Genomic DNA, 24323 nt, shown 5'->3' with positions numbered 1-24323 from the left:
ATTCCGGATGACGCCCGCCGCAAGCGCGCCTCCAGCCGGCGGCACTCGGGGCTGGACCGCGCGCGCCTGGAGGACCCGAACGTCATCGTCGAGCACGTCGAGGTCGTCGCCACGGACGCCGCCGTCCGCAACGCGTTCGTGCCGAACCGTCCCGATCCGGAGATCGAGAAGCGACCCGGCGTCTGCTCGCACTTCGTGATCGACGGCGCCGGACGCATCCACCAGCTCGTTCCGCGGCGTCTCGTGTGCCGCCACACGGTCGGCCTCGACCACACGGCGATCGGCATCGAGCACACCGGCTTCACCGACGGCGACGTCCGCGGCGGCTCGTTGCAGGTCGAACGGCGCAGGCTCCGCGCGAGCGCGAGCGTCTAGTCCGCCGGTGTCGCGAACGCGTTGACGCCCGTGAGCTCGGCGGACACCGCCCACAGCCGCGACGCGGCCTCGTCGTCCGTGGCCCACGGGCGCACGCCGCTGGGTGCCTCGAGGTCTGGGCCGGCCGGCGCGGCGATGTCGCAGTCTTCGCAGTAGACGCCCCCGAGCCCGTCGAGCTGCGGGGACGTCGCCGCCCACAGCGCGGTCGCCGCACCCTGGGCCGGCGTCTTGAACCCGATGCCGGGGCGCACGGTCCCGTCCTCGAGCATCCAGCCCGCGGCGACCATCTCCGCCCGCTCGAGGTGCCGCTGCAGCGGCGTCTGAATGCCGCCCGGATGCACCGAGAACGCACGCACGCCGTCCGCGCGCCCGCGCCGGTCGAGCTCCCGCGCGAACAGCGCGTTGGCGGTCTTGGACTGCCCGTAGGCCGCCCACTTCTCGTAGGTGCCGCCGTCGAACATCAGGTCGTCGAAGCGGATCGGGGATCGCCGGTGGCCCATCGACGACAGCGCGACCACCCGCGCGCCGTCCGGCGCCGCCGCGACGAGCGGCCACAGCCGGTTGACGAACGCGAAGTGCCCGAGGTGGTTCGTCGCGAACTGCAGCTCCCAGCCGTCGCCCACGCGCGTCTCCGGGCACGCCATCACCCCGGCATTCGTGAGCAGCAGGTCGATCGCGCGGCTCTCGGCCAGCAGCGTCTCCGCGGCGACGCGCACGCTCTCGAGATCGGCGAGGTCCATCGTCATGACGCGCACGTCGCCGAGTCCTTCGTCCGCGAGCGTCGCCTGCGCTTGCTCCGGGCGGCGGGCGGGGACCACGACCGTCGCGCCCGCACCCGCCAGGGCGCGGACGGTCTCGATCCCGATCCCGGAGGCCCCTCCGGTCACGACGGCGTGCCGGCCCGTCAGGTCGACGCCCGCGAGGACGTCCTCGCTCGTGGAGTCGTGGCCGAAGCCCGACCCGATCGGCTGCTGCGGGGTGGTGGCGCTCATGCCTCCCACCCTAGACCCCGGCCGCTGGCCGCCCGCGGGCGTCAAGCGTCAGGTCTGCTCTTCCGGGCACCACCAGGTGGTGCGCCCGCCGACCGTCGCCCGCACGGGCTCGGTCCCGCAGCGAGGGCACGCGGCGCCGCGTCGGCGGTACGGGATGAACCTGCCGGTGTGCACCCCGCCGTGCTTGATCGCCGCGCGCGTGCAGCGGCGCAGCGTGCGCCACAGGTGCGCGCGCTCCTCGTCGGTGAGCTCGCCCGCCGGGCGCAGGGGGGAGAGCCCGGCCTGCCACAGCGTCTCGTCGGCCAGCAGGTTCCCGACGCCCGCGATCACCGACTGGTCCATGATCCGCGCCTTCAGCGGCGCGGTGCCGGCGCCGACCCGCTCCGCGAACACGGCGCGCGGCACCTCGAGCGCGTCCGGCCCGAGCCCGCTCAGATCCGGGTTCAGCACCGCGCGGCCCAGGCGGCGCTTGTCGAACAGGATGAGCGCGGCGCCGTCCTCGAACTCGACGGTGAACCGCGCCCAGGCCGGGTTGCCCGACGATCGCGGATCTGGATGCCCGCCCGCCTCGCCCGCGAGCTCCGTCGCCGACATCGGGTCCCCGGCGTAGGACGTTCCCGCGGAGACGTCCTCGCTGATGAACACCATCCGCCCGGCCATGCCGAGGTGCAGGCCGAGCGACGGGCCCTCGCCCTCGTCGGTCTCCACCCACATGGACTTGCCGATCCGTCGCGCGCGGGTGAGTGTGCGACCCACCAGCGCGTCGGACAGCTCACCGACCCCGTGGGGCCGGCAGACGTACGTGTCGCGGTCGTCGACCGCGGCGATCGGGCGGCCCAGCGCGTGCGCCTCGATCAGCGCACGGGCGGCCTCGACCTCGGGGAGTTCGGGCATCAGGGCCGACCCACGATCGACACCGGGACCGCCAACGACTCCGACACCGAGGTCGAGACCGCAGCGCGCCCTAGCGCAGCGGCGCCCCGTCCTCGTACAGCTTCAGCACGGCGACGCCGCCCTCGGGGGCCGCGTCGTAGCAGAGGCCGCAGAGCACGCACTCGTCCAGGTTCTCCTGCACGATGTCCGCGCCGCTCTCGGTGCCCTTGAAGATCCCGACCGGGCAGACCTCGTCGAGCTTGGCGCCGAGCGCCGGATCACCGGCGACGGCGTCGGACAGCTCGACGGCGATGAACACGTCGTCCTTGCGCAGGCTCATGCGGCGCTCCTCTCGGCGATCAGCTTCTTGACCATGTCGGGGATCTCGTCGATCCGCTCGACGACCGGGATGCCGGCCTCCTGGAGGCGCGCGATCTTCTCGGTGGCGCTGTCCTCCTTGCCCTCGACGATCGTGCCGGCGTGCCCGAAGGACATGCCCTGCATCTCGTCGTCGTCCATGAACTTGCCGGCCATGAACGCGATGATCGGCAGGCGGGAGTTGTTCTCCTTCACCCACGCCGACAGCTGGGCCTCCATACGGCCGCCCGGCTCGGTGTAGATGACGATCGCCTGCGTCTGCTCGTCCGCCTCGAAGTACGGCATCAGCTCCGCGTAGGTGGAGCCGATGATCGCGTCGCCGCCGATCGACACCGCGGTCGACACGCCGAGGCCCGCCGCGGTCAGCGTCGAGGAGATCTCGGTGGTCATGCCGCCGGAGCGGCTCATCACGCCGACCGAGCCCGGCTGGTAGGCCTGCGCGGCGTTCTTGGCGGGGCCGCCGATGCCGCCCATCTTCGCGACGCCGGGGACGATCAGGCCGAGGCAGTTCGGGCCGATGATCCGGGCGCCGTTGCGATCGGCGAGCTCGACCATCGCGGCGACGTCGCGCCGCGGGATCCGCTCGGTGACGACGACGATCGTCTTGATGCCCGCGTAGAGCGCCTCGAAGACCGCGTCCTTCGTGCCCGCGGGCGGGACCGTGACGACGGAGCCGTCCGGCACCTGGCCGCCGTTGTGCTCGATCAGCTGGGCGATCGTGTCGAACACCGGCACGCCGTGGACCTCACGGCCCTTGCGGCCGGGGGTCACGCCGCCGACGATCTTCGAGCCGTAGTCCAGGCACTCGCGCGTGAGGTTGATCGCCTCACGGCCGGTGATGCCCTGGATGATGAACGTGGTGTTCTCGTCGATGAGGATGCTCATGCGCCCGCTCCCTGGATCTTGGCGACGGCGCGGCCCGCCGCGTCCCACAGGGACACGGACCGGTCGCAGTACTCGATGCCGTACTTGTCGAGGATCTTGAAGCCCTCGTCCTCCCACGCGCCCGGGATGCGGAAGATCGCGATGGTCTCCGCCGGGTCCTTGCCGAGCTCCAGGCACGCCTTGATGACGCCGCGCGCGACGATGTCGACGCGGGTGTTGGAGACGATCGACATCATCACGGCGATCTGCTCGACGCCGTCCTTCTGCAGGACCGCCTTCGCGAGGCCGCACGCCTTTGCGACCGACGGGTTGCCGCCGATCTCCGAGTAGTTCGCGGGCTTGCCGCCCTGCTGGCGGACCGCGTCGGTGAGGGTCAGCGAGCCGCCGCCCGCGCCGATGATCAGGCCGATGTTGCCGTCGAAGCCGTTGTCCTTGCCCTGGATGACGCCACGGTGGTCCGCGGCGTCGACGGCGAGGACGGCCTCCTCGAAGGCGGACGGGACGTAGGTCTCGCGCGTGCCCTCCTCGGGGCCGATGCCGAGCGCCTTGATGAGCGCCTTCTGGCGGCCCATGCCCTCGTTCTCCATCTCCATGTGCGCGTCGAGCGCGACGAACGTGCCGTCGTGCAGCTCGGCCAGCGGGTTGATCTCCGCGAGCAGCATGTCGTTGTCGAGGAACAGCTGGGCGAGCCGGGCGAGGATCGGCGTGCAGCGCTGCAGCGCCTTGCCGGTGACGCCCGCGTCGGCGATGACCTGCTTGGCCATGAAGTCGCTGAACGGCTCGAGCGTGGAGAAGTGCCCGCGACCGACGTGGTCGGGGTGCTCCTCGGCGACCTGCTCGATGTCGATGCCGCCCATGTCGCTGAACAGCATCAGCGGCTTCTTCGCGGCGCCGTCCCAGACGACGCCCATGTAGTACTCCTGCTTGACGTCGGCCTTCGGGTCGACGAGCACGCCGCGCGGCTGCAGCCCGTTGATCTCCAGCTTCAGGATGTCGGCGGCGTGTGCGCGCGCCTCGTCCGGGGTGTCGGCGAACTTCACGCCGCCGGCCTTCATGCGGCCTCCGGTCAGGACCTGGGACTTGATGACCGTCGGGCCGGCGATGCGCTCCGCGATGGTCGCGGCCTCGTCGGCGTCGGTCGTGAATCCGTAGTCGGTGACGGGGATGCCGGCGCGCTTGACGATCTCGCGCGCCTCGTACTCGTAGAACCTCATCGCGCTCCTGGAGAGAGAGGTGGGGGAAACGACGGCGGGGGAACCCTAGTGCGCGACCGCATCGACACGCTGTCAGGTCCCCGCCGCCGCGGGGCGGGGGCTAGAAGCCGTAGGCCGCCTTGAGCTCCGGGTCCTTCTCGGACAGCATCGTCGCGAGGTCGACCATGACCTTGCACTGCTTCCAGGTCGCGTCGTCCTGCATCTTGCCGTCGATCATGTGGACGCCCTTGCCGTCCGGGATCGCCTCGAGGACCTTCTTGGCGAACAGGACCTCGTCGACCGGCGGGGAGAAGACCTTCTTGGCGATGTCGATCTGCACGGGGTGCAGCGACCAGGCGCCGACGCAGCCCAGCAGGAACGCGGCCCGGAACTGCGCCTCGCAGGCGGCGACGTCCTTGATGTCGCCGAACGGGCCGTAGAACGGCAGGCAGCCGTTGGTCGTGCACGCGTCGACCATGCGGGCGATCGAGTAGTGCCACGGGTCCTGCTGCGCGGTCACGCGCGCGACGGACGCGTCGATCTGGCCGTCCGCGTCGAGGGTCGGGTCGGACATCGACAGGTAGCCGGGGTGGCCGCCGCCGACGCGCGTGGTCTTCATGCGGCGCGACGCGGCCAGGTCGGCCGGGCCGAAGCTCATGCCCTGCATGCGCGGGGACGCGGCGGCGATCTCGTCGACGTGCGCGACGCCCTGGGCGGTCTCGAGGATCGCGTGCACGAGGATCGGCTTCTTCACGCCGGCCTTCGCCTCGAGCTGCGCGAGCAGCCGATCGATGTAGTGGATGTCCCACGGGCCCTCGACCTTCGGGACCATGATCACGTCGAGCTTGTCGCCGATCTCGCCGACGAGCGTCGTGAGGTCGTCGATGCACCACGGGCTGTCGAGCGCGTTGATGCGCGTCCACAGCTGCGTGCCGCCGAGGTCGATCTCCTTGCCGACGGTGACCAGGCCCTCGCGCGCGGCGACCTTGCGGTCGACCGGGACGGCGTCCTCGAGGTTGCCCAGGACGATGTCGGCCTTCGCGGCGATGTCGGGCAGCTTCGCGCGCATCTTCTCGTTCGACGCGTCGAAGAAGTGGATCATCCGCGACGGCGGGAACGGCACCTCGGTGATGGGGTCCGGGGCGCCGACGCACAGCGGCTTGAGGAAGTCACGGGGGGAGCGCATAGGCCCGCAACGGTATCCGCACCGGCGCCCAGGACGCCGTGTCAGGCGCCGATCCGGCACCATGGCTCGTCCTATGAGCGAGAACTTCACCACCGACCAGCGTGAGCGCGAGGCCTCCGGGGCCCACGCCTACGGCCGCTACTTCGAGGAGTTCGAGGTCGGCGCGATCTACAAGCACTGGCCCGCGAAGACGGTCACCGAGGCGGACGACCACCTCTTCTGCCTGATCACGATGAACCACCACCCGCTGCACATCAACGACGTGTACGCGTCGAAGAGCCAGCAGGGGAAGAACGTCGTCGTCGGCCCGCTCGTCTACTCGCTCGCCCTGGGCATGAGCGTGTCGGACATCTCCGGCAAGGCGATCGCCAACCTGGCGACCGAGGAGCTCAGCCACCCCAACCCGGTCTTCCACGGCGACACGCTGTTCTGCGAGACCGAGGTCCTCGAGGCCAAGCCCTCCAAGAGCAAGCCCGACCGCGGCGTGGTCAAGGTCCACACGCGCGTGCTGAACCAGGACGGCGTCCTCGTCGCCGAGTTCAAGCGCCTCGTCCTCGTCCCGAAGAAGAACCCCGGGACCTGAAGTCGTCCGGCTGCGGCGGGCGGTACGCTCCCCGGATTCGCCGGGGGTGCTGTCCCGCCCGCCCGGCCATCCGTTCGTTGCCGCCGTCACCCACCGAGGAGTACCCGTGAGCGAGACCACCGTGCCGACCAAGAACGAGAAGCTGCTCGCCTGGGTGGACCAGATCGCCGAGCTGACCCAGCCCGCCGAGATCGTCTGGTGCGACGGCTCCGCCGAGGAGTACGACCGGCTCGCGCAGCAGCTCGTCGACGCCGGCACGTTCCGTCGTCTCTCCGACGCCAAGCGGCCGAACAGCTACCTCGCGTGGACCGATCCGTCCGACGTCGCGCGCGTCGAGGACCGCACGTTCATCTGTGCGGAGAACGAGGAGGACGCGGGCCCGACGAACAACTGGCGCGATCCCGCGGAGATGCGCGCCCAGATGGACGAGATCTTCGAGGGCGCGATGAAGGGCCGCACCATGTACGTGGTGCCCTTCAGCATGGGCCCGGTCGGCTCCGACAAGTCCCACGTCGGCGTGCAGCTCACCGACTCGGCGTACGTCGTCGTGTCGATGCGGATCATGACCCGGATGGGCCAGAAGGCGCTCGACGCGCTCGGCGCCGACGGCGAGTTCGTGCCGTGCGTGCACTCGATCGGCGCGCCGCTGCAGGAGGGCGAGGAGGACGTCGTCTGGCCGACGAACGCCGAGACGAAGTACATCGTCCACTACCCCGCGACCCGCGAGATCTGGTCCTACGGCTCCGGCTACGGCGGCAACGCGCTGCTGGGCAAGAAGTGCTTCGCGCTGCGGATCGCCTCGATCATGGCGCGCGACGAGGGCTGGATGGCCGAGCACATGCTCATCCTCAAGCTCACGAACCCCGAGGGGAAGTCGAAGTTCGTCACCGGCGCCTTCCCGAGCGCGTGCGGCAAGACGAACCTCGCGATGCTCGTGCCGACGCTCCCGGGCTGGAAGGTCGAGACGGTCGGCGACGACATCGCCTGGATGAAGTTCGGCGACGACGGTCGCCTCTACGCGATCAACCCCGAGGCGGGCTTCTTCGGCGTCGCGCCGGGCACCGGTGCGGACACCAACCCGTCGGCGATCGCGACGATCGAGGGCAACACGATCTTCAGCAACTGCGCGCTGACCGACGACGGCGACGTCTGGTGGGAGGGCCTCACGAAGGAGAAGCCCGCGCACCTGATCGACTGGCACGGCAACGACTGGACGCCGGAGTCCGAGACGCCCGCCGCGCACCCCAACGCGCGATTCACGGTCAGCGCCGCGCAGTGCCCCGTCATGGCCCCGGAGTGGGAGGACGCGGCCGGCGTCCCGATCGACGCGTTCCTGTTCGGCGGCCGTCGCGCGAGCGTCGTGCCGCTCGTGCGCGAGGCGTTCGACTGGGAGCACGGCACGTTCCTCGGCGCCACGATGAGCTCGGAGATGACCGCGGCCGCGTTCGGCGCGGTCGGCCAGCTGCGCTTCGACCCGTTCGCGCAGCTGCCGTTCGCCGGCTACAACGTCGGCGACTACATCCAGCACTGGCTGACGATCGGGAAGACCGAGGGCGCCAAGCTCCCGAAGATCTTCTACGTCAACTGGTTCCGCAAGGACGAGAACGGCAAGTTCCTCTGGCCGGGCTTCGGCGAGAACTCCCGCGTGCTCGAGTGGGTCTTCAACCGCTGCGACGACGCCGCCGAGGCGGTCGAGACGCCGCTGGGCCTCGTGCCCGCCCCGGGCGCCCTGAACATCGAGGGCCTCGACGGGGTCACCGAGGAGGACGTCGCCGCGCTGCTGGCCGTCGACAACGAGCTCGTCAAGAGCGAGCTGCCGCAGGTCGAGGAGTTCCTCGCGAAGTTCGGGGACCGCCTGCCCGCCGAGATGACGGCGCAGCTCGACGCGCTGAAGGCCCGCCTGGGCTAGCCGCCCGTCCACCTCCACGGCCGGCGGGAGTAGTCTCGCCGGCATGGAGGAGACGGTCACCGCGGCGCTCGGGTCAGAGGCGTCGCAGCACGGGATCGACGCCGACGCGCTCCGCGCCTTCGCGGAGCGCTACCTGCGCCGTCGGGCCACCGAGCCGCAGGACGCGGCGGCCGTCGCCGCCGAGGTCCGGGGCGCGTTCCTGCTCGCCGACGGTCGCGGCACCGCGCCGAGCGCGGTACGGGCGCACACGCCGTCGGTCTCGCAGGACGGGTACGAGGCGACCGGCAGCGTCCTGGAGACGAACACCGACGACCTGCCGTTCCTCGTCGACTCGGTGGTCGCAGAGATCGAGGCGCAGGGCGTGCCGGTGCGGTCGACGTCGCACCCGATCCTCGGGGTCCGGCGCGACGCCGAGGGCCGCATCGTCGCGGTCGGCGCGCCCGGGGAGGACCTGCACGCCGAGTCGGTCATCCACGTCGCGATGGACCGGCGCCTGACGCCGGAGGAGCTCGCCCGGCTCGAGGACGGCGTGGCCGACGTGCTCGCGGCGGTGGCACGCGCCGTGTCCGACTTCCCGGCGATGTGCGACAGCCTGCTCACGGCGGCCGACGAGCTGCAGGCGGGAGGCGATCCCGACGACGCCGAGGCCGCCGAGTTCCTGCGCTGGGTGGCGGACGAGCACTTCGTGCTGATCGGGCACCGGGGGACCGAGACGGCGCCGCTGGGCCTGCTCGCCGAGGACGCGCCCCGCCGTGTCGCGCTCGACGCGGCCCCGGCCGACGGCAACGGGGCGGTGACCGTGCGCAAGGGGGCGGACCGCTCCCCGGTCCACCGTCGGGTGCGGCTCGACGAGCTGCACGTGCGCGACGCGGGCGTGTTCGTCGGCCTCTTCACGAGCCGCGCTGACGCCGAGCCGGCGGGCCGGGTGCCGCTGCTGCGGCACAAGCTCCGCCGGATCCTCGCCGCCGAGGACCTCGCGGAGGGGTCGCACGACTGGAAGGCCGCCGTCGCGCTGTACGAGTCGTTCCCCAAGGACCTGCTGTTCGGCTCCTCCACCGAGGCGCTGCGCGGGCTCGTGGTCGAGCTGCTCGGGCTCGCCCCGAGTGCGGTGCGGGTCCTCGGACGGCGCGAGACGGACCGGCGGCACGCGGCGCTGCTGGCGGTCGTGCCGCGCGCCTCCTACGACGCGGGCGTGCGCGACGACGTCCGCGAGCTCGTCCGGGGCGTCCTGCGCGCCGACGAGGTCGCGGTCGACGAGGTGCTGGGGGAGGGCGACCACGTGCGCCTGCACGTGGGCGCGTACGCGGCCGGTGGTCTGCCGGAGCTCGACCTCGCCGAGCTCGAGCGCGGTGTGGCGGCGCTGTCGCGGACGTGGGACGACCGGCTGCGCGACGTGCTCGTGACGGCCCACGGCGACGAGCGCGGCCGGCTGCTGCACGCCCGCTGGGCCGGGCGGCTGCCGTCCTCCTACAAGGCGCGCACGGAGCCGCAGGCGGCGGTCGCGGACGTCGACGCGCTCGAGGACCTGCGGCGGCGCAGCGCCGACCTCGCCGTCCACCTGCGCACCGAGGCCGGGATCGGCAACGACCCGACCCTCACGCGGCTCACGGTCGTCCGGCGGGGGGACAAGGCGGAGCTGTCGGCGGTGATGCCGGTGCTCGAGCACCTCGGCCTGCGGGTCGTGGAGGAGCGCCCCACGCGCCTGGTGCACGACGAGGAGGCCTGGCTGCAGGACTTCGGCGTCCTCGGCCCCGACGACCGGCCGCTGGACCTCGAGCGCTGCGGCGAGCGGGTGGCCGCGTGCGTGCGCGCGGTCCTGCGCGGCGAGGCGGAGAGCGACGACCTGCACCGGCTGGTCGTGCTCACCGACCTGTCGCACGACCGGCTCGAGGCGCTGCGCGCGTACCGGCGCTACCGCCAGCGGATCGGATCGCGCTTCACCGAGGCGTACCAGAACGAGGTCATCGCGCAGAACGCGCAGCTCACGCAGCGGCTCGTCGAGCTGTTCGAGCTACGCTTCGACCCGTCGCGGGAGCCGGACCCCGAGGCGGAGCGGGCGCTGCGCGCGGAGATCGACGAGCGCCTCGATGCGGTCGTCTCCCTGGACCACGACCGGATCCTGCGCAACCAGCTCGGGGTGATCGACGCGACGCTGCGCACGAACGCGTACGTGCCCGGTCGCGGGGCGCTCGCGTTCAAGCTCCGCAGCGCCGACGTGCCCGCGCTGCCGAGCCCGCCGCCGCTCGTGGAGATCTTCGTCTGCGGCGACGAGGTGGAGGGCATCCACATCCGCGGCGGCCGCATCGCCCGCGGTGGCCTGCGCTGGTCCGACCGGCAGGACTACCGCACCGAGGTGTGGGGCCTGATGCGCGCGCAGATGGTGAAGAACGCGGTGATCGTGCCGACCGGCGCCAAGGGCGGCTTCTACCTGCGCCGGCCGCCCGCGGACCCGGCGTCGCTGCGCGAGGCGGTCCGCCGCGGCTACGAGACATACATCAACGCGCTGCTGGATCTCAGCGACGACCGCGACGGCGACCGGGTGGTCCCGCCCGCGCACGTGCGCCGCTACGACGACGACGATCCGTACCTCGTCGTCGCCGCCGACAAGGGGACCGCCACGTTCTCCGACGTGGCGAACGGCATCGCGCAGGGCCGCGGGTTCTGGCTCGACGACGCGTTCGCCAGCGGCGGCTCGGCGGGCTACGACCACAAGGCGCTGGGGATCACCGCCCGCGGCGCCTGGGAGTCGGTCAAGCGGCACTTCCGCGAGCTCGGCGTCGACCCCGAACGGGACCCGGTGACCGTCGTCGGGATCGGCGACATGAGCGGCGACGTCTTCGGCAACGGCATGCTGCTCTCGCGCAGCCTGCGGCTCGTCGCCGCCTACGACCACCGCCACGTCTTCCTCGACCCCGACCCGGGTGACCCGGCGGCCGCGTGGGCGGAGCGTCGGCGGCTGTTCGACCGGCCCGGCTCGACCTGGGACGACTACGACCGGGAGCTGATCAGCCCGGGCGGCGGGGTCTTCCCCCGGACCGCGAAGCGGATCCCGCTCAGCGACGAGATCCGGCGCGCGCTGGCCATCGACGACGTCGAGCTCGCGCCCGCCGACCTGATCCGCGCCGTCCTGCGCGCGCCGGTCGACCTCCTGTTCAACGGCGGCATCGGCACGGTGGTCAAGGCGTCCACCGAGTCCGACGCCGACGCGCAGGACCGCTCCTCCGACGCGATCCGCGTCGATGCCCGCGACCTGCGGGTGCGCGTCGTGGGCGAGGGCGGCAACCTCGGCTTCACGCAGCGTGCGCGCGTGGAGGCCGCGCGGTCCGGGATCCTCGTCAACGCGGACTTCATCGACAACTCCGCGGGAGTCGACTGCTCCGACCACGAGGTGAACCTGAAGATCCTGCTGGGGCTCCTGGAGCAGGACCCCCAGGACGGGATGACCCGACCCGAGCGCGACGCGCTGCTGGCCGACGTCACCGGCGACGTCACCGCGCACGTGCTGCAGAACTCGTTCCTGCAGGCGCAGATCATCACCCAGGAGGAGCGGCGCTCCGCCGAGGAGCTGCTGGCCTACGAGGACCTGATGCTCGACCTCGAGCGCGGGGGGATGCTCGACCGGGCGCTCGAGCGGCTGCCGTCCAGCGAGGAGCTCGCCGAACGACGGTCCGCCGGGCAGGGGCTGCTGCGTCCGGAGATCGCCGTGCTGCTGGCGCTGGCCAAGCAGCAGCTCGCGGACACGCTGCTGGCCGACGGGCTGCTCGACGACCCCGCACTGCGCGAGGACCTGCGGGGCGCGTTCCCGCCCCGTGTGCTCGACCGGGTCGGTGATCGCGTCGACGCGCATCCGCTGCGGCGCGAGATCGTCGCGACGCGCGTGGCCAACGACGTCATCGACGCGCACGGCCCGACGTTCGTCGCGCGGCGCGTCACCGAGCTCGGCGTCCCGGCGGCCGACGTCGTGCGCGCGCAGCGCATCGCCCGCGACGGGCTCGGCGCGGTCGCCCTGTGGGAGCGGGTCGAGCGCCTGCACGACCTCTCGCCCGCCGACCAGTGGTCGGCGATGACGCTCGTCGACGAGGCCGTCCGGATCAGCAGCCGCTGGGTGCTGCGCCACGCTCCCGGTGCGGAGATCGGCCCGCTCGCGGCCGCCACCGCGCAGGCCGCGGAGCTCGTCCGCGCGGACGTCGCCGGGATCCTCGGTGGCGACCGGGCCGCCGCGCACGAGCGCCGGGCCACCGCGCTCGCGGAGCGCGGGGTGCCGCAGGACCTCGCGACCGCGCTCGCGTTGCTGCCGGAGCTCGTGCACGCCCCGGCGCTCGTCGGGCTGGCGCAGCGCACGGGCCGGGACGTGCCCGCGGCGGCCGCCGGGCTCGTGGCGGTGCAGGACGCCCTGTGGCTCAGCGCGCTGCACACGGCGGTCGCGCAGCTGCCGCCGTCCGGGCGCGCGCAGCGGTGGGCGGCGCTGTCGGTCACCGACGAGCTGCACGACCTCGCGGTCGAGCTCGCGGGCGTCGCGCTGTCGGAGCATCCCGAGCTCGAGCCGGCCGCCGCGGTCGGCGCGGCGCTCGCCACGCGCGCGGTCCAGGTCGAGCGGTTCACGACGCTCGCCCGGATGGTCGCCGGGGAGGGCGCGGACGTCGCCGGCCTCGGGCTCGTCGCGCGGCGCCTGCGGACCGTCGTCGGCCGCTGAGCCGCCTGCGGTGTCGGCCGCTCAGTGCGGGTCGGCGCCGCCGGAGGCGGCGGGCGGGCGCGACTCCTCGGCCAGCGAGGTGATCGCGATCGGGCCGCGGGCGGCCTCCTCGAGCACGTCGGTGGCCTCGTCCTGCGAGCGGGCGTAGAGCTCGACGAGCAGGTGCACGACGATCGTGCGGTTGTCGTCCTCGTGCTTGTGGAACCGCACGTGCGTGAAGAACTCGCGGGTGCCGTGGTCGCCGAAGGCGGCGTAGGAGAGGGCGTCGGCGGCCTCGGGGCCGGTGCAGGTCTCGACCTCGTCGGTGTTCACCGACACGGTGCAGGACGCCACCCACGGGGTCCCGGCGACCATCCGCTCCCAGCGGTCCTCGATCGGCTCGACGCGGTCCCCGACGAACAGGAGGTGCGGCTGGTCGTGCATGCAGTCGACGCACTGCACGACGGCCTCCTGGATCTGCTCGATCGGCTCGGCGCGCTCACCGGTCTCGAGGTCGATCTTGTGCACGCCGTCGTAGTGCACCTGGACCTCGAGGTCGGTGGACCAGCACCGGTAGCAGCGCAGCCACGGCCGACTGTCGAAGGAACCCTCCATGCCGCCAGTCTACGGCGCGGACGGCGGTAGGCTCGGCCACGTGTCCGGGGCAGGGGGCCAGCGATGAGCGATGCGCGCGCGCCGATGGGCGTGGTGCTCGCCGGTGGGCTGGGTCGCCGCATGGGCGGCGGGAAGGCGATCGTGCTCGTCCGGGGGCGGGCGCTGCTGAACCATCCGCTCGCCGCGCTGCTGGCGGTCCTGCCGGACGTCGCGGTCGTGGCCAAGCGCGACGTCGAGCTGCCCGGCCTGGACCCGCGCGTCGCGGTCTGGATGGAGCCGCCGGTGCCGCGCCATCCGCTCGCGGGGATCGTGCAGGCGCTGCGCCTGGCCGGCGGACGCCCGGTGTTCGTCGCCGCCGGGGACCTCGCGCTGCTGGACCGCGCCACGGTCCGGCGGATCCTCGCCGTGGACCGGGGGGACGCCGACGCCGTCGTCCCGCGGGTCGCGGGACGGCTGCAGCCGCTGTGCGCCCTGTACGCGCCGGGCGCGCTCGGCCGGCTCGCCGGGTTCGACCCGACGGTCCGGCTCACGGACGCGGTGCAGGGGCTGCGGGTGCGGGAGCTCGCGGAGACCGACGCGACGCCGTACTTCAACGTCAACACGCCGGACGACCTGCTGCAGGCGACCGCGATGCTCGACCGTCGCGACGGCTTCCCGGCCTGACCGGCCGCAGCCCCCGTCCCCGCCTCAGCCGAACGTGAACGCGTAGCCGGCGGTGCCGTCGCGGAACCGCAGGGTCAGCTCGTGCTCGCCCGGACGGTCGAGGTGCACGAGGTGGTACAGCCGCTGCGACGGCACGCGGACGCGGCCGCCGCGGACGTCGTCGCCCGCGTCGCGGGCGCGGATCGGGCGGCCGTCGAGCTCGACGGTCACGAGGCCCGCGCGCGTGCGCGGCGGGCTGAGGACGAGGTAGACGTCGCGGGCGACGACCTGCGCGCGCAGGACGCCGTCGGCGACCGCGGCGGCGCGCTCGCCGTCCACCCGCCAGCGACCGTCAAGCGCGAAGCCGCTCTGGGGCAGCGCGCCGCGGTAGCGGTAGGCGCGCGTGCCGTCGGTCGGCGGCTGCGCCCACCCCTGCGCGCGCTGCGAGCCGAGGTACGTCTCGGGCGTGGTGCGCTGCGAGGGCGCGTCGCCGCCGGTGGTGCGGACCCCGGCGCCGAGGTCGCGGTCGCCGGCCTCGGCGAGCAGGGCGCGGATGGCGGCCTCGGTCTCCCGGTACTCGCCCTCCCCGAAGTGCGTGTAGCGGACCTGGCCGTCGGCGTCGATGAGGTACTTGGCGGGCCAGAACTGGTTGCCCCAGGCGTTCCAGGTGCCGAAGTCGTTGTCCTGCACGACGGGGTAGCGCAGGCGGCTGCGGCGGACGGCGTCGGCGACGTTCCCGGCGTCCTTCTCGAACGCGAACTCGGGCGTGTGCACCCCGACGATCTCGAGGCCGAGCCGGCGGTACTTCGCGTCCCACGCCCGCAGGTAGGGGAGCGTCCGGATGCAGTTGATGCAGGTGTAGGTCCAGAAGTCGATGAGCACGACCTTGCGCTCGCGGCGCAGCTGCCGCAGCGAGAGCGCGCGACCGTCCGGGGTGTTGAACCAGCGCTGCGTGTCCCGGAACTCCGGTGCGGGGCCGAGCACGGGCAGCGGCGGCGTGCGCACGCCCGGGAGCGCGGCGGTGTCGGGGTCCGGGGCGGGACCGGTCGGTCCGGTGGTCGCGGCGGCGACCGCGGGCGCGGCGTCGCGCGCGGCCGCCTGCGAGTTAAAGCGCGGCGCGCCCTGCAGGTCCTCGAGCCGGTCGGCGACCGCCCCGGACCGCTCCAGCGCGCGCGTGGGGTTGACGACCGCGGCGGGCAGGTGGTCGGCGATCGAGGTCTGGAAGCGCACGTCGAGGTCGGCGAGCATCGCGACCGCGGTGAGCACCATCACCGCACCGACCGCCCGCTGGACGGCGGGACCGCGGCCGGCCCGGCGCACGCGGTCCACGACGCGCCGCCCGCCGAGCGCCAGCAGCAGCAGGACGGCCGCCGACCCGGCCGCGTAGGCGAGGCCGATGACGACGGTCTCGCCCGTGGCGGCGCCGACCGCGATCACGGCCGCGAGGATCGGGCCGGCACACGGCGCGTACACGAAGCCCAGCGCGCCGCCGATCAGCAGGCCGGACCGCAGGCCGTCGCCCTCGCGCCCGGTCGGGCCGAACCGCGCCAGCCGCGAGAGCGGCGCCTCGACCCGGTCGCCGAGCGCCGGGACGAGCACGACGAGGCCGAAGCCGAGCAGCGCGACGATCGCCAGCGTCCGCAGCAGCCCGTCGCCGAGCCCGACGCCGTCGACCACCTGGGCGAGGCCGACGATCGTCACCGTGAAGGTGACGGTCAGCCCGCAGACGATCCCCAGCGGACGGCGGCGGCCGCCGGTGGCGCCCGCGGACAGCAGCGCGGGGAGGACCGGCAGCACGCACGGGCTGACCGCGGTGCCGGCACCGGCGAGGACGGCGAAGAGCGTCAGGAGGAGCATCCCGACCAGGATGTTCGCTCGCCGGTGACGTTTGGATGAACGCTCAGCCGCCGATGGCGCTCATGGAGCGCGGCGGCTGCACGAAGCCCGGGTCGTTGACGCGGTGCTTGAGCTCCTTGCGCCAGACCGCGTCGCGGATGATCTGCACGAGCCCGTCGTCGTCGGTCCCGTCGCGCAGCGGCGTGCGCAGGTCGGTCTCGTTGACCGAGAACAGGCAGGTGCGCAGCTTGCCGTCGGCGGTGAGCCGCAGCCGGTTGCAGTCGTCGCAGAACGGCTCGCTGACCGGGTTGATGAAGCCGATCGTCCCGGCGCCCCGGCCGTCGGCGAAGCGGTAGACCCGCGCGGTGGACGACGGCGCGCGCTCGAGCGGCTCGAGCGGGTGGACCGCGTGGATCAGGTCGTGGAGCTCCTGGCCGGTCAGGACCTGCTCCGGCGTCCAGCGGCGGTCCGCGTCCAGGGGCATGACCTCGATGAAGCGGACCTCGAACGGGTGCTCGCGCGCGAACGCGGCGAACGGGAGCGCCTCCTGCTCGGTGAAGTCGCGCAGCGCGACGGCGTTCACCTTGATCGGGTGCGCCTGCGGGATCGCCGCGAGCGCCTCGAGTCCCGCGAGGACGCGGGGGAGCGCGTCACGACGCGTCAGCTCGTAGAAGCGGTCGCGCTGCAGCGAGTCGATCGACACGTTGAAGCGGCGCACCCCGGCGTCGACGAGCGCCCGGGCGTCGCGCTCGAGCAGGAAGCCGTTCGTGGTGATCGCGAGGTCCTCGACCCCCGGCAGCGCGGCGACCATGGCGGCGAGCCGCGGCAGGTCGCGGCGCACGAGCGGCTCGCCGCCGGTGAGGCGCACGCCGCCCACGCCCATCTCCGCGAGGAGGCGCACGATGCGCGTCAGCTCCTCGAAGCTCAGGACGTCGGAGCGCTCGAGCCACGGGAGGCCCTCCGCGGGCATGCAGTACTGGCAGCGGAAGTTGCAGCGGTCGGTGACCGACACGCGCACGTCCCCGATGCGACGACCGTGCCCGTCGACGAGTGCCTCTCGACCCATGCAGGGACTGTACTCTGCGGCGCGATGACCGTTCGGACCAGGCGTCTCGCCGCGCTGCTCGCGGCCCTCAGCGCGTTCGCCGCCGGCTGCGGCGGGGAGTCCGACACCGACCTCGTGCGCGACACGGTGCGCAGCTACGGGGAGGCGAGCGCGAAGAAGGACTACCAGCGGATCTGCGACGACCTCGTCGCGAAGGAGCTGCTGCGCAGCGTCGAGGCGGTCGGCCTGCCCTGCGAGCTCGCGTTCAAGCGCGGGCTCCAGGAGGTGAAGAACCCGCGGGTCGAGGTCGGCGAGGTGACGGTCAACAAGTCCAAGGCGCTGGTGCAGGTCCGCTCCAGCGCCGAGGGGCAGCCCGACTCGCAGGACACGCTCGAGCTGACGCTCGAGGGGGGCGAGTGGCGGATCTCCTCGCTCGCGAAGGCGCAGCCGCAGCCGCCCCAGCCCGCCGCGCCCTAACCACGACCGGGCGCGCACCTGGACGTCCGTTCGACGTCGGGGACCGGAACTGAGGAGCGCGCGCTGGACGGCCGACGTGGGGAGCATGTCCTCCCACGAGATCGCCCAGCACACCTCCACCGTCGGCCGTCGCAGCTTCGACGGCGTCCTGCTCGCCTTCGTCGTCGCCGTGATGGCGCTGCTCGCGCTCGGCGGCACGGGCGTCCTCTGAGACCGGCGCGCGCCGTCCGCCAGGAGGCCTAGCCTCCAGGGCTCGATGACCGGCGTGCTCTACGTCCTCGCGGTGCTCACGCCCCTGCTCGTCGCGGGGGCGTCGCTGCTCCTGGCCGGGGTCCGCTGGGTCGACCGGCGGGCCGAGGACCGGGTCCGGGCCGAGCACGGCCTCCCGCCACGCGAGCGGCCGACGACGACCCGCATCGAGGACGTCGAGCGGACCTTCCGCGCGCTGCCGCGCGGCCTGCGCCGGCCCGCGGGACGCCGTCGCGGCGCCGCGGGCGGGCAGACGCCGTCGGCGGAGCTGCCGTGGCCGCTGCAGGACGTCGCCGGGCCGGTCGCGGCCGCGGCGCCCGACGACAGGGAGGCGACCGGCCCCGTCGGCGCCGGAGCGGCCCCCGAGGAACCCGAGCCGCCCGAGCCGCCCGAGGCGGCCGTCGTGCCCGAGAGCGCGGCGCCCGAGCCGCTCCCCGCCGCTGCACCGGCGGCCCCGACCGCGCGGGAGGCGGCCCACGCCGCGCTCGAGCGCGCCGCCGCCACGCTCGCCGAGCTCGAGCGGGCGGCCGAGCAGGCCGAGCGCTACGGCACGAAGGACTGCCCGGCGTGCGCCCGCAGCGTGCGGCTCTCCGCGCGCGTGTGCCCGCACTGCGGCCACCGGATGGCGCCCGAGCCGGACGTCCGGCCGGACGACGTCACGGCCGCTTGACGAGCACCCAGACGAGCACGGCCGCGAACGTCAGCTGACCGAACGCGAGCGCGGTCCCGAGGTTCACGGCCCCGGCGAGCTCGGCGACGACCGTCCCGACGACGAACGCGGCGATCAGGAGGAGCAGGTCGAGCTTCATCAGCGTGGGGTCTCCGCACGGGATTCGAGGGCGGCGACCAGCGCGGGCACGTCGGCGCCCGGGTCCTGGTCGTCGAGGAAGCGCTGCGCCGGCCGCCGCCCGCCGAGCGCGCGGACGCCGCGCTCGCCGTGCTCGACCGTGAAGTCCGCCAGGGCGCTCGCGCGCCGGGCCGCGAGCCGCCGGGACGGCACGTCCAGTCGCCCGCGGTGCTCGTCGAGGGCGTCCGCGAGCGTGTCGATCCCGACGACCGGGGCGATCGAGGAGACCGCGACCACCGCGGTGTCGCGCGAGCCCGCCGAGCGCAGCGCCGCGCTCAGGTCCCGACGGGCGCGCAGCGCGATCGACCCGAGGTCCGCCTTCGTCACCACGAGCACGTCGGGGATCTCCATGATCCCGCTCTTGAGGAACTGCAGGGCGTCGCCGGAGCCCGGCTGCACGATCACCGCGATCGTGTCCGCGACCTCGGAGACCTCGGTCTCCGACTGCCCGACCCCGACCGTCTCGATGACGACGACGTCGAATGCGGCGGCCAGCGCGTGCGCGGCCGCGCGCGTCGCGGGGGCGAGGCCGCCGAGGCGCTCCCCGGCGGCGGTCGAGCGGATGAACGTCCGCGGGTCGGTCGGGTCGAACGTGATCCGGGCGCGGTCCCCGAGCAGCGAGCCGCCCGAGCGCCGCGACGACGGGTCGACCGCGAGCACCGCGACCGACCGGTCGCGCGAGCGCCACTCGCGCACCAGCTCGCTCAGCAGCGTCGACTTGCCCGCGCCGGGCGGGCCGGTGATGCCGACGACGTGCCCGGGCGCCTCCCGGCCGAGCTGCGCTGGCGACACCTCGCGCAGCAGGCGCGCGATCTCCTCGCGCGCCGCCGGCGTGCGGTTCTCGACCAGGTTCAGGACCGCGGGCGCGGCCGACAGGTCGCCGTGCCGCAGCCGCGATCCGAGCTCCGCGCCGTCCAGGGGCACGTGGGGGCTACGCCGCCGTCCCGATGCCGTTGTGGTCGGCGACCAGCGCGACGATGTCGCGCATGATCTTGCGCATGTCGAAGTCCTTCGGCGTGTAGACCGCCGAGACGCCCGCGTCCTTCAGGGGCTGCTCGTCCGCCTCCGGGATGATCCCGCCGACGACGACCGGGGCGTCGACGCCCGCGTCGCGCAGCGCCCGGATGACGTCCGGGATCAGCTCGCGGTGCGAGCCGGACAGGATCGACAGGCCGATCACGTGGACGCCCTCCTGCAGCGCGCTCGACGCGATCTGCGCCGGGGTCAGCCGGATGCCCTCGTAGACGACGTCCATGCCGGCGTCGCGCGCACGGACCGCGATCTGCTCGGAGCCGTTGGAGTGCCCGTCCAGACCGGGCTTGCCGACGAGGATCTTCATGCGGCGGCCGAGCGCCTCGCTGACGCGGTCGACCTCCTCGCGCAGCTCCTCGATGTCGGGGTCGTCGCTGCCGGCGGCGGCCTCGCCGACGCCGGTCGGGCCGCGGTACTCGCCGAACGCGTCGCGCAGCGCCGCCGACCACTCGCCGGTCGTCGCGCCGACGCGGGCGGCCTCGATCGTCGCGGGCATGATGTTCTCGTCGGTGCCGGCCACGCGCGTGAGCTCGGCCAGCGCGGCGTCGACCGCGGCCTGGTCGCGCTCGGCCCGCCAGGCGACGACCGCGTCGCGCTGCTGCGCCTCGACGGCGAGGTCGACGACCATGATGCCGCCCTCCTCGTCCACGAGCGGCGACTTCTCGCTCTCGGTGTACTTGTTGATGCCGACGACGGTCTGGTCGCCGGACTCGATCCGCTTGATCCGCTCGCGGTGGCTGTCGACGAGCGCGGCCTTCATGTAGTCGACGGCCTTCACGGCGCCGCCGTGCTCGGCGACGACGGCCATCTCGGCGCGCGCGCCCTCGAGCATCTCGTTCACGAGGCCGTCCATGACGACCGAGCCCTCGAAGATGTCCGGGTACTCGAGCAGGTCGGTCTCGAACGCGAGGACCTGCTGGATCCGCAGCGCCCACTGCTGGTCCCACGGGCGCGGGAGGCCCAGCGCCTCGTTCCACGCCGGGAGCTGGAGCGCGCGGGCGCGCGCGTTGCGGCCCATCGTGACCGCGAGCGCCTCGAGCACGATCCGCTGCACGTTGTTCTCCGGCTGCGACTCGGTCAGGCCCAGCGAGTTGACCTGCACGCCGTAGCGGAAGCGCAGCTGCTTCTCGTCGGTGACGCCGTAGCGCTCGCGCCCGAGCTCCTCCCAGAGGATGCCCATCGCGCGGAGCTTCGCGTGCTCCTCGACGAACCGCACGCCCGCGTTCACGAAGAACGAGATGCGGCTGAAGACCTTCGGCATGAGCGACTCGTCGACGCGCTCGCGCACCGCGTCGAGCACGGCGATCGCGTTGCTCATCGCGTAGGCGATCTCCTGCACGGGCGTGGCGCCCGCCTCCTGCAGGTGGTAGCTGCAGATGTTGATCGGGTTCCACTTCGGGACCTCGGTCACCGTGTAGGCGACCATGTCCGCGATCAGCCGCATCGACGGGCCGGGCGGGAACGCGTAGGTCCCGCGCGCGAGGAACTCCTTGATGATGTCGTTCTGCGTCGTGCCCTGGAGCTGCTCCTGCGCGACGCCCTGCTCCTCGGCGGCGACGATGTACAGGCCGAGCAGCCACGCGGCGGTCGCGTTGATCGTCATCGACGTGTTCATCTTGTCCAGCGGGATGCCGGACATCAGCGTCGTCATGTGGCCGCGGTGCGCGACGGGCACGCCGACCTTGCCGACCTCGCCGCGGGCGAGCTCGTGGTCGGGGTCGTAGCCGGTCTGGGTGGGCAGGTCGAACGCCACGCTCAGGCCGGTCTGGCCCTTCGCGAGGTTCGAGCGGTACAGCTCGTTGGACTTCTCCGCGGTCGAGTGTCCCGCGTAGGTCCGCATCATCCAGGGGCGGTCCCGCTCCGGCAGCCGATGGTCGCTCATGCGCAGGATTCTAGGGATGGACGACGGATTCCACCCGGGCGGCGGGGCCCGACGCCGCGGCCCGGGTGGCGTCGGCCCGCACCTCCTCGGGCGTGCGGCGCAGCGCGTTCACCACCGCCCCGGCCAGCAGGATGATCGCCAGGGCGTAGAACCACACCAGCGCGATCAGCGCGAACACGACCGAGGGACCGACCTCGGCGATCGTCGACACGTTCGTCAGGTACAGCGGGAACGCGTAGTCGACCACGCCGATCGCCAGCGTCGCGCCGAGCGCGCCCGGCCAGACGCGCCGCCACGGCATCGCCCCCCGCGGCACCCGCCAGTACACGAGGCAGAGGGTGGCGAAGAGCAGCACGAGCCCGGCGGCGAGCGTGATCCCGAAGACGATCTCGTGCACGTCGTCGAGCCCGAGCGGCAGGCCCGAGGCGCCCTTGCGCAACGTCGACTGCGCGAACGGGATCGCCAGCGACGCGACGAAGAACAGGAACACGACGACGAGCATCGAGACGGAGAACAGCTTCTGGCGGACCCACGGCCGCGAGTCGGTCCCGTAGATGCGGCCGAACGCCGTGTCGAGCGCGCCCCAGAACGACGAGCCGATCCACACCGAGGCGACGAGCGCGACGATCCCGGTCGTCGTCGTGCGCTGCTCGATGCTGTTCAGCGCGCTGCGCAGCGTGCTGTCGGCCGCGCTGGGGAAGAGCCGCTGGAGGTCGGCGAGCACCGACCGCTCGAGGTCCTCGGAGCTCAGGACCTGCCCGGCGACGAACAGCGCGATCAGCGCCAGCGGGAAGATCGACAGCAGCAGGTTGTACGCGACCATCGCCGCGAGACCCGTGACGCCGTCGTCGTAGGCCTTGCGCCAGAACCGCGCGATCGCACGCCCGAGGGCGCGCAGGGGATGGGGGCGCCGAGCGAGGTCGATGCGGGCATTGTCCACGAGATCGGATCGACTAGCCTGGGGCGCCCGTGTCCCGCCGAGTCGCCATGTCCGCGCGCCTGCGGGCGCTCGACGTCCGGGACCGCTACCTGAGCCGCCCGCCGCGGGCCGACCGGCTCGTGCCCCCGCGGCGCCTGCAGTTCGTCGGGCACTCGGACTTCGTCGAGACCGGGGAGGAGTTCGCCGGGCACCTCGAGCGGCTCGTGGGCCTGCGCCCGTCCGACGCGGTGCTCGACGTCGGCTGCGGCATCGGCCGGATGGCCCGGCCGCTCACCCGCGTGCTCGACCCGCAGGCCGGCGGCCGCTACGACGGCTTCGACGTCAACGTCGACGGGATCGGCTGGTGCCGGCGCCGCTACCGCCGCCACCCGCACTTCCGCTTCCGTGTCGCCGACCTCTTCAACGCCCGCTACAACCCGGGCGGGACCCACACCGCGGCGGACTACCGCTTCCCGTACCCCAGCGGGTCGTTCGACGTCGTCCTCTGCACGAGCGTGCTCACGCACCTGCTCGAGGCGGAGGCCGACCACTACCTCGCGGAGATCGCGCGCTGCCTGAAGCCCGGCGGCCGCGTCCTCGCCACCTTCTTCCTGCTGAACGACACCTCCCGCACGCTGATCGAGGACGGGGTCGCGCACTTCCCGTTCCTCGACGCGGAGGAGGAGGTCGCGATCCTCGACGAGGCGATGCCCGAGGAGGCCGTCGCCTACGCCGACGAGTGGGTGTTCCGGACGCTGCGCCGTCACGGGCTCACGCTCATCGGCCTGCACCCGGGATCGTGGTGCGGCCGCGAGGAGCACCTGTCGTTCCAGGACGTGATCGTCGCCGAGAGAGAGGCCTACGCATGACCGAGATCCGAGCACTGGACGTCGAGCACATGGGGGCGCGTCGCGCCGTCTGCTGCTACGCCGTGGGGGACGACGTCCTCGTCGACCCCGGCCCCGAGGTCGCGCACGCCACGATGCTCGCGGCGCGCGGGGAGGACCGTCCCGCGCCGCGCCGCATCCTGCTGACCCACATCCACTTCGACCACGCGGGGGCGGCCGGCCGGCTCGTGCAGCGCTGGCCGGACGTGGAGGTCTGCGTGCACGAGCAGGGCGCCCGCCACCTCGTCGACCCCGAGCGGCTCGTCAGCAGCGCCAAGCGGATCTACGGCGCCGACTTCGACCGGCTCTGGGGCGAGGTCGTCCCGGTCCCGCAGGAGAACGTCCGCGTCCTGCAGGGCGGCGAGACGATCGACGGCTTCCGGGCGGCGTACACGCCCGGGCACGCCAAGCACCACGTCGCGTACCTGCACGAGGAGACCGGCACCGCGTTCACCGGTGACGTCGCCGGGGTGCGCATCGAGGGCGGCCCGGCGCTGCCGCCGACCCCGCCGCCGGACATCGACGTCGAGCTCTGGCTGGCCTCGATCGACCTCGTCGAGGCGTGGCGCCCGGAGCGGCTCGCGCTGACCCACTTCGGCTTCCGCGACGACGTCCAGCACCAGCTCGACGAGCTGCGCGAGACGCTGCCGAAGCTCGCCGAGCTCGCGCGCGGGACCGACGAGGACGGCTTCTCCGCCGCCGCACGGGCGCTGATCCACGCCAAGACCGACGACCCCGTCGCGCGCGCCGCCTACGAGGAGGCGTACCGGCCGTCGATGAACCACGCGGGGCTGGCCCGGTACTGGGCCAAGCGCGAGGAAAAGCGCGACGAATCCCGGTAACGTC

At 73.3% G+C, this 24323-nt stretch carries 23 protein-coding genes; 10 read left to right on the top strand and 13 right to left on the bottom strand.

The features are described from left to right. Entirely contained in the window at positions 1-375 is a 375-nt protein-coding gene (locus C7Y72_RS18585; protein ID WP_107570685.1) for an N-acetylmuramoyl-L-alanine amidase, read from the top strand. On the opposite strand, the gene C7Y72_RS18580 is transcribed toward C7Y72_RS18585, so the two are convergent. The 6 genes from C7Y72_RS18580 to C7Y72_RS18555 form a co-directional block, all read right to left on the bottom strand. Further along, positions 372-1367 (bottom strand): SDR family NAD(P)-dependent oxidoreductase, encoded by a 996-nt coding sequence (locus tag C7Y72_RS18580; RefSeq protein WP_107570684.1) that lies wholly within the window; start codon positions 1365-1367, stop codon positions 372-374. The genes C7Y72_RS18585 and C7Y72_RS18580 overlap by 4 nt on opposite strands. A 48-nt stretch (positions 1368-1415) precedes the next feature. Continuing rightward, positions 1416-2261 (bottom strand): Fpg/Nei family DNA glycosylase, encoded by an 846-nt coding sequence (locus C7Y72_RS18575; protein WP_107570683.1) that lies wholly within the window; start codon positions 2259-2261, stop codon positions 1416-1418. Positions 2262-2331: 70 nt separating this feature from the next. Then, positions 2332-2580 carry a 4Fe-4S dicluster domain-containing protein gene (locus tag C7Y72_RS18570; RefSeq protein ID WP_107570682.1) on the bottom strand — a complete coding sequence of 83 codons (249 nt, stop codon included), beginning with the start codon at positions 2578-2580 and terminating at the stop codon, positions 2332-2334. Continuing rightward, positions 2577-3503: a succinate--CoA ligase subunit alpha gene (locus tag C7Y72_RS18565; RefSeq protein ID WP_107570681.1), complete on the bottom strand. Its 927-nt coding sequence runs from the start codon at positions 3501-3503 to the stop codon at positions 2577-2579. The genes C7Y72_RS18570 and C7Y72_RS18565 overlap by 4 nt, the downstream gene beginning before the upstream one ends. Continuing rightward, on the bottom strand, positions 3500-4717 hold the full coding sequence (locus C7Y72_RS18560) for an ATP-grasp domain-containing protein (RefSeq protein ID WP_107570680.1): 1218 nt from the start codon (positions 4715-4717) through the stop codon (positions 3500-3502). Before C7Y72_RS18560 ends, C7Y72_RS18565 begins: the two co-directional genes overlap by 4 nt. Positions 4718-4817: 100 nt before the next feature. Next, positions 4818-5882 (bottom strand): HpcH/HpaI aldolase/citrate lyase family protein, encoded by a 1065-nt coding sequence (locus tag C7Y72_RS18555; RefSeq protein WP_107570679.1) that lies wholly within the window; start codon positions 5880-5882, stop codon positions 4818-4820. Between the two features lie 73 nt (positions 5883-5955). On the opposite strand from C7Y72_RS18555, the gene C7Y72_RS18550 reads away from it, so the two are divergent. The 3 genes from C7Y72_RS18550 to C7Y72_RS18540 all read left to right on the top strand — a co-directional run bounded on the left by C7Y72_RS18550 (position 5956) and on the right by C7Y72_RS18540 (position 13067). Next, positions 5956-6465 (top strand): MaoC family dehydratase, encoded by a 510-nt coding sequence (locus C7Y72_RS18550; protein ID WP_107570678.1) that lies wholly within the window; start codon positions 5956-5958, stop codon positions 6463-6465. A 106-nt stretch (positions 6466-6571) separates the two neighbouring features. After that, entirely contained in the window at positions 6572-8374 is a 1803-nt protein-coding gene (locus C7Y72_RS18545) for a phosphoenolpyruvate carboxykinase (GTP) (protein ID WP_107570677.1), read from the top strand. A 43-nt stretch (positions 8375-8417) separates the two neighbouring features. Next, entirely contained in the window at positions 8418-13067 is a 4650-nt protein-coding gene (locus C7Y72_RS18540; protein WP_107570676.1) for an NAD-glutamate dehydrogenase, read from the top strand. Between the two features lie 21 nt (positions 13068-13088). Here C7Y72_RS18540 and C7Y72_RS18535 read toward each other — a convergent pair whose 3' ends face one another. Then, on the bottom strand, positions 13089-13661 hold the full coding sequence (locus tag C7Y72_RS18535; protein WP_107570675.1) for a hypothetical protein: 573 nt from the start codon (positions 13659-13661) through the stop codon (positions 13089-13091). 63 nt (positions 13662-13724) lie between these two features. On the opposite strand from C7Y72_RS18535, the gene mobA reads away from it, so the two are divergent. Beyond that, the gene (gene mobA, locus C7Y72_RS18530; RefSeq protein ID WP_107570674.1) at positions 13725-14324 is read left to right on the top strand and encodes a molybdenum cofactor guanylyltransferase; all 600 of its coding nucleotides are present in this window, start codon (positions 13725-13727) and stop codon (positions 14322-14324) included. 24 nt (positions 14325-14348) lie between these two features. Here mobA and C7Y72_RS18525 read toward each other — a convergent pair whose 3' ends face one another. Together C7Y72_RS18525 and moaA are read right to left on the bottom strand one after the other, a co-directional pair. Beyond that, positions 14349-16160 (bottom strand): redoxin domain-containing protein, encoded by a 1812-nt coding sequence (locus C7Y72_RS18525; RefSeq protein WP_107570673.1) that lies wholly within the window; start codon positions 16158-16160, stop codon positions 14349-14351. 43 nt (positions 16161-16203) lie between these two features. Next, the gene (gene moaA / locus C7Y72_RS18520; RefSeq protein WP_107570672.1) at positions 16204-17205 is read right to left on the bottom strand and encodes a GTP 3',8-cyclase MoaA; all 1002 of its coding nucleotides are present in this window, start codon (positions 17203-17205) and stop codon (positions 16204-16206) included. Positions 17206-17229: 24 nt separating this feature from the next. Here moaA and C7Y72_RS18515 point away from each other — a divergent pair, with 24 nt between their 5' ends. The 3 genes from C7Y72_RS18515 (at position 17230) to C7Y72_RS18510 (ending at position 18580) form a co-directional block, all read left to right on the top strand. Continuing rightward, positions 17230-17661 (top strand): hypothetical protein, encoded by a 432-nt coding sequence (locus C7Y72_RS18515; RefSeq protein ID WP_107570671.1) that lies wholly within the window; start codon positions 17230-17232, stop codon positions 17659-17661. 85 nt (positions 17662-17746) lie between these two features. Further along, positions 17747-17872: a hypothetical protein gene (locus C7Y72_RS24185; protein WP_255450669.1), complete on the top strand. Its 126-nt coding sequence runs from the start codon at positions 17747-17749 to the stop codon at positions 17870-17872. Between the two features lie 45 nt (positions 17873-17917). Continuing rightward, entirely contained in the window at positions 17918-18580 is a 663-nt protein-coding gene (locus C7Y72_RS18510; protein ID WP_107570670.1) for a zinc ribbon domain-containing protein, read from the top strand. Here the strand turns inward: C7Y72_RS18510 and C7Y72_RS23505 are convergent. The 4 genes from C7Y72_RS23505 to C7Y72_RS18495 are packed head-to-tail and all read right to left on the bottom strand — an operon-like array spanning position 18567 to position 22611. Beyond that, complete coding sequence (locus tag C7Y72_RS23505) at positions 18567-18719, bottom strand: hypothetical protein (RefSeq protein ID WP_154732707.1); 153 nt, start codon at positions 18717-18719, stop codon at positions 18567-18569. The genes C7Y72_RS18510 and C7Y72_RS23505 overlap by 14 nt on opposite strands. Further along, positions 18719-19681, bottom strand: coding sequence for an ArgK/MeaB family GTPase (locus C7Y72_RS18505; RefSeq protein WP_233243929.1), 963 nt, complete (start codon positions 19679-19681; stop codon positions 18719-18721). Before C7Y72_RS18505 ends, C7Y72_RS23505 begins: the two co-directional genes overlap by 1 nt. A 7-nt stretch (positions 19682-19688) precedes the next feature. Then, complete coding sequence (locus C7Y72_RS18500) at positions 19689-21671, bottom strand: protein meaA (protein WP_107570669.1); 1983 nt, start codon at positions 21669-21671, stop codon at positions 19689-19691. A 10-nt stretch (positions 21672-21681) separates the two neighbouring features. Continuing rightward, positions 21682-22611 carry a YihY/virulence factor BrkB family protein gene (locus C7Y72_RS18495; protein ID WP_107570668.1) on the bottom strand — a complete coding sequence of 310 codons (930 nt, stop codon included), beginning with the start codon at positions 22609-22611 and terminating at the stop codon, positions 21682-21684. A 29-nt stretch (positions 22612-22640) separates the two neighbouring features. Between C7Y72_RS18495 and C7Y72_RS18490 the strand changes: the two genes are divergently transcribed. After that, positions 22641-23459, top strand: coding sequence for a class I SAM-dependent methyltransferase (locus tag C7Y72_RS18490; RefSeq protein WP_146175449.1), 819 nt, complete (start codon positions 22641-22643; stop codon positions 23457-23459). Next, positions 23456-24319, top strand: a complete 864-nt coding sequence (locus C7Y72_RS18485) for an MBL fold metallo-hydrolase (RefSeq protein ID WP_107570666.1) — start codon at positions 23456-23458, stop codon at positions 24317-24319. Before C7Y72_RS18490 ends, C7Y72_RS18485 begins: the two co-directional genes overlap by 4 nt. Positions 24320-24323 lie beyond the last annotated feature (4 nt).

It is taken from the genome of Paraconexibacter algicola (assembly GCF_003044185.1).
GTDB classification, from domain to species: Bacteria; Actinomycetota; Thermoleophilia; order Solirubrobacterales; family Solirubrobacteraceae; genus Paraconexibacter; species Paraconexibacter algicola.
The sequence above is the reverse complement of the archived record's forward strand: the minus strand, read 5'-3'. Positions and strand labels throughout refer to the sequence as shown.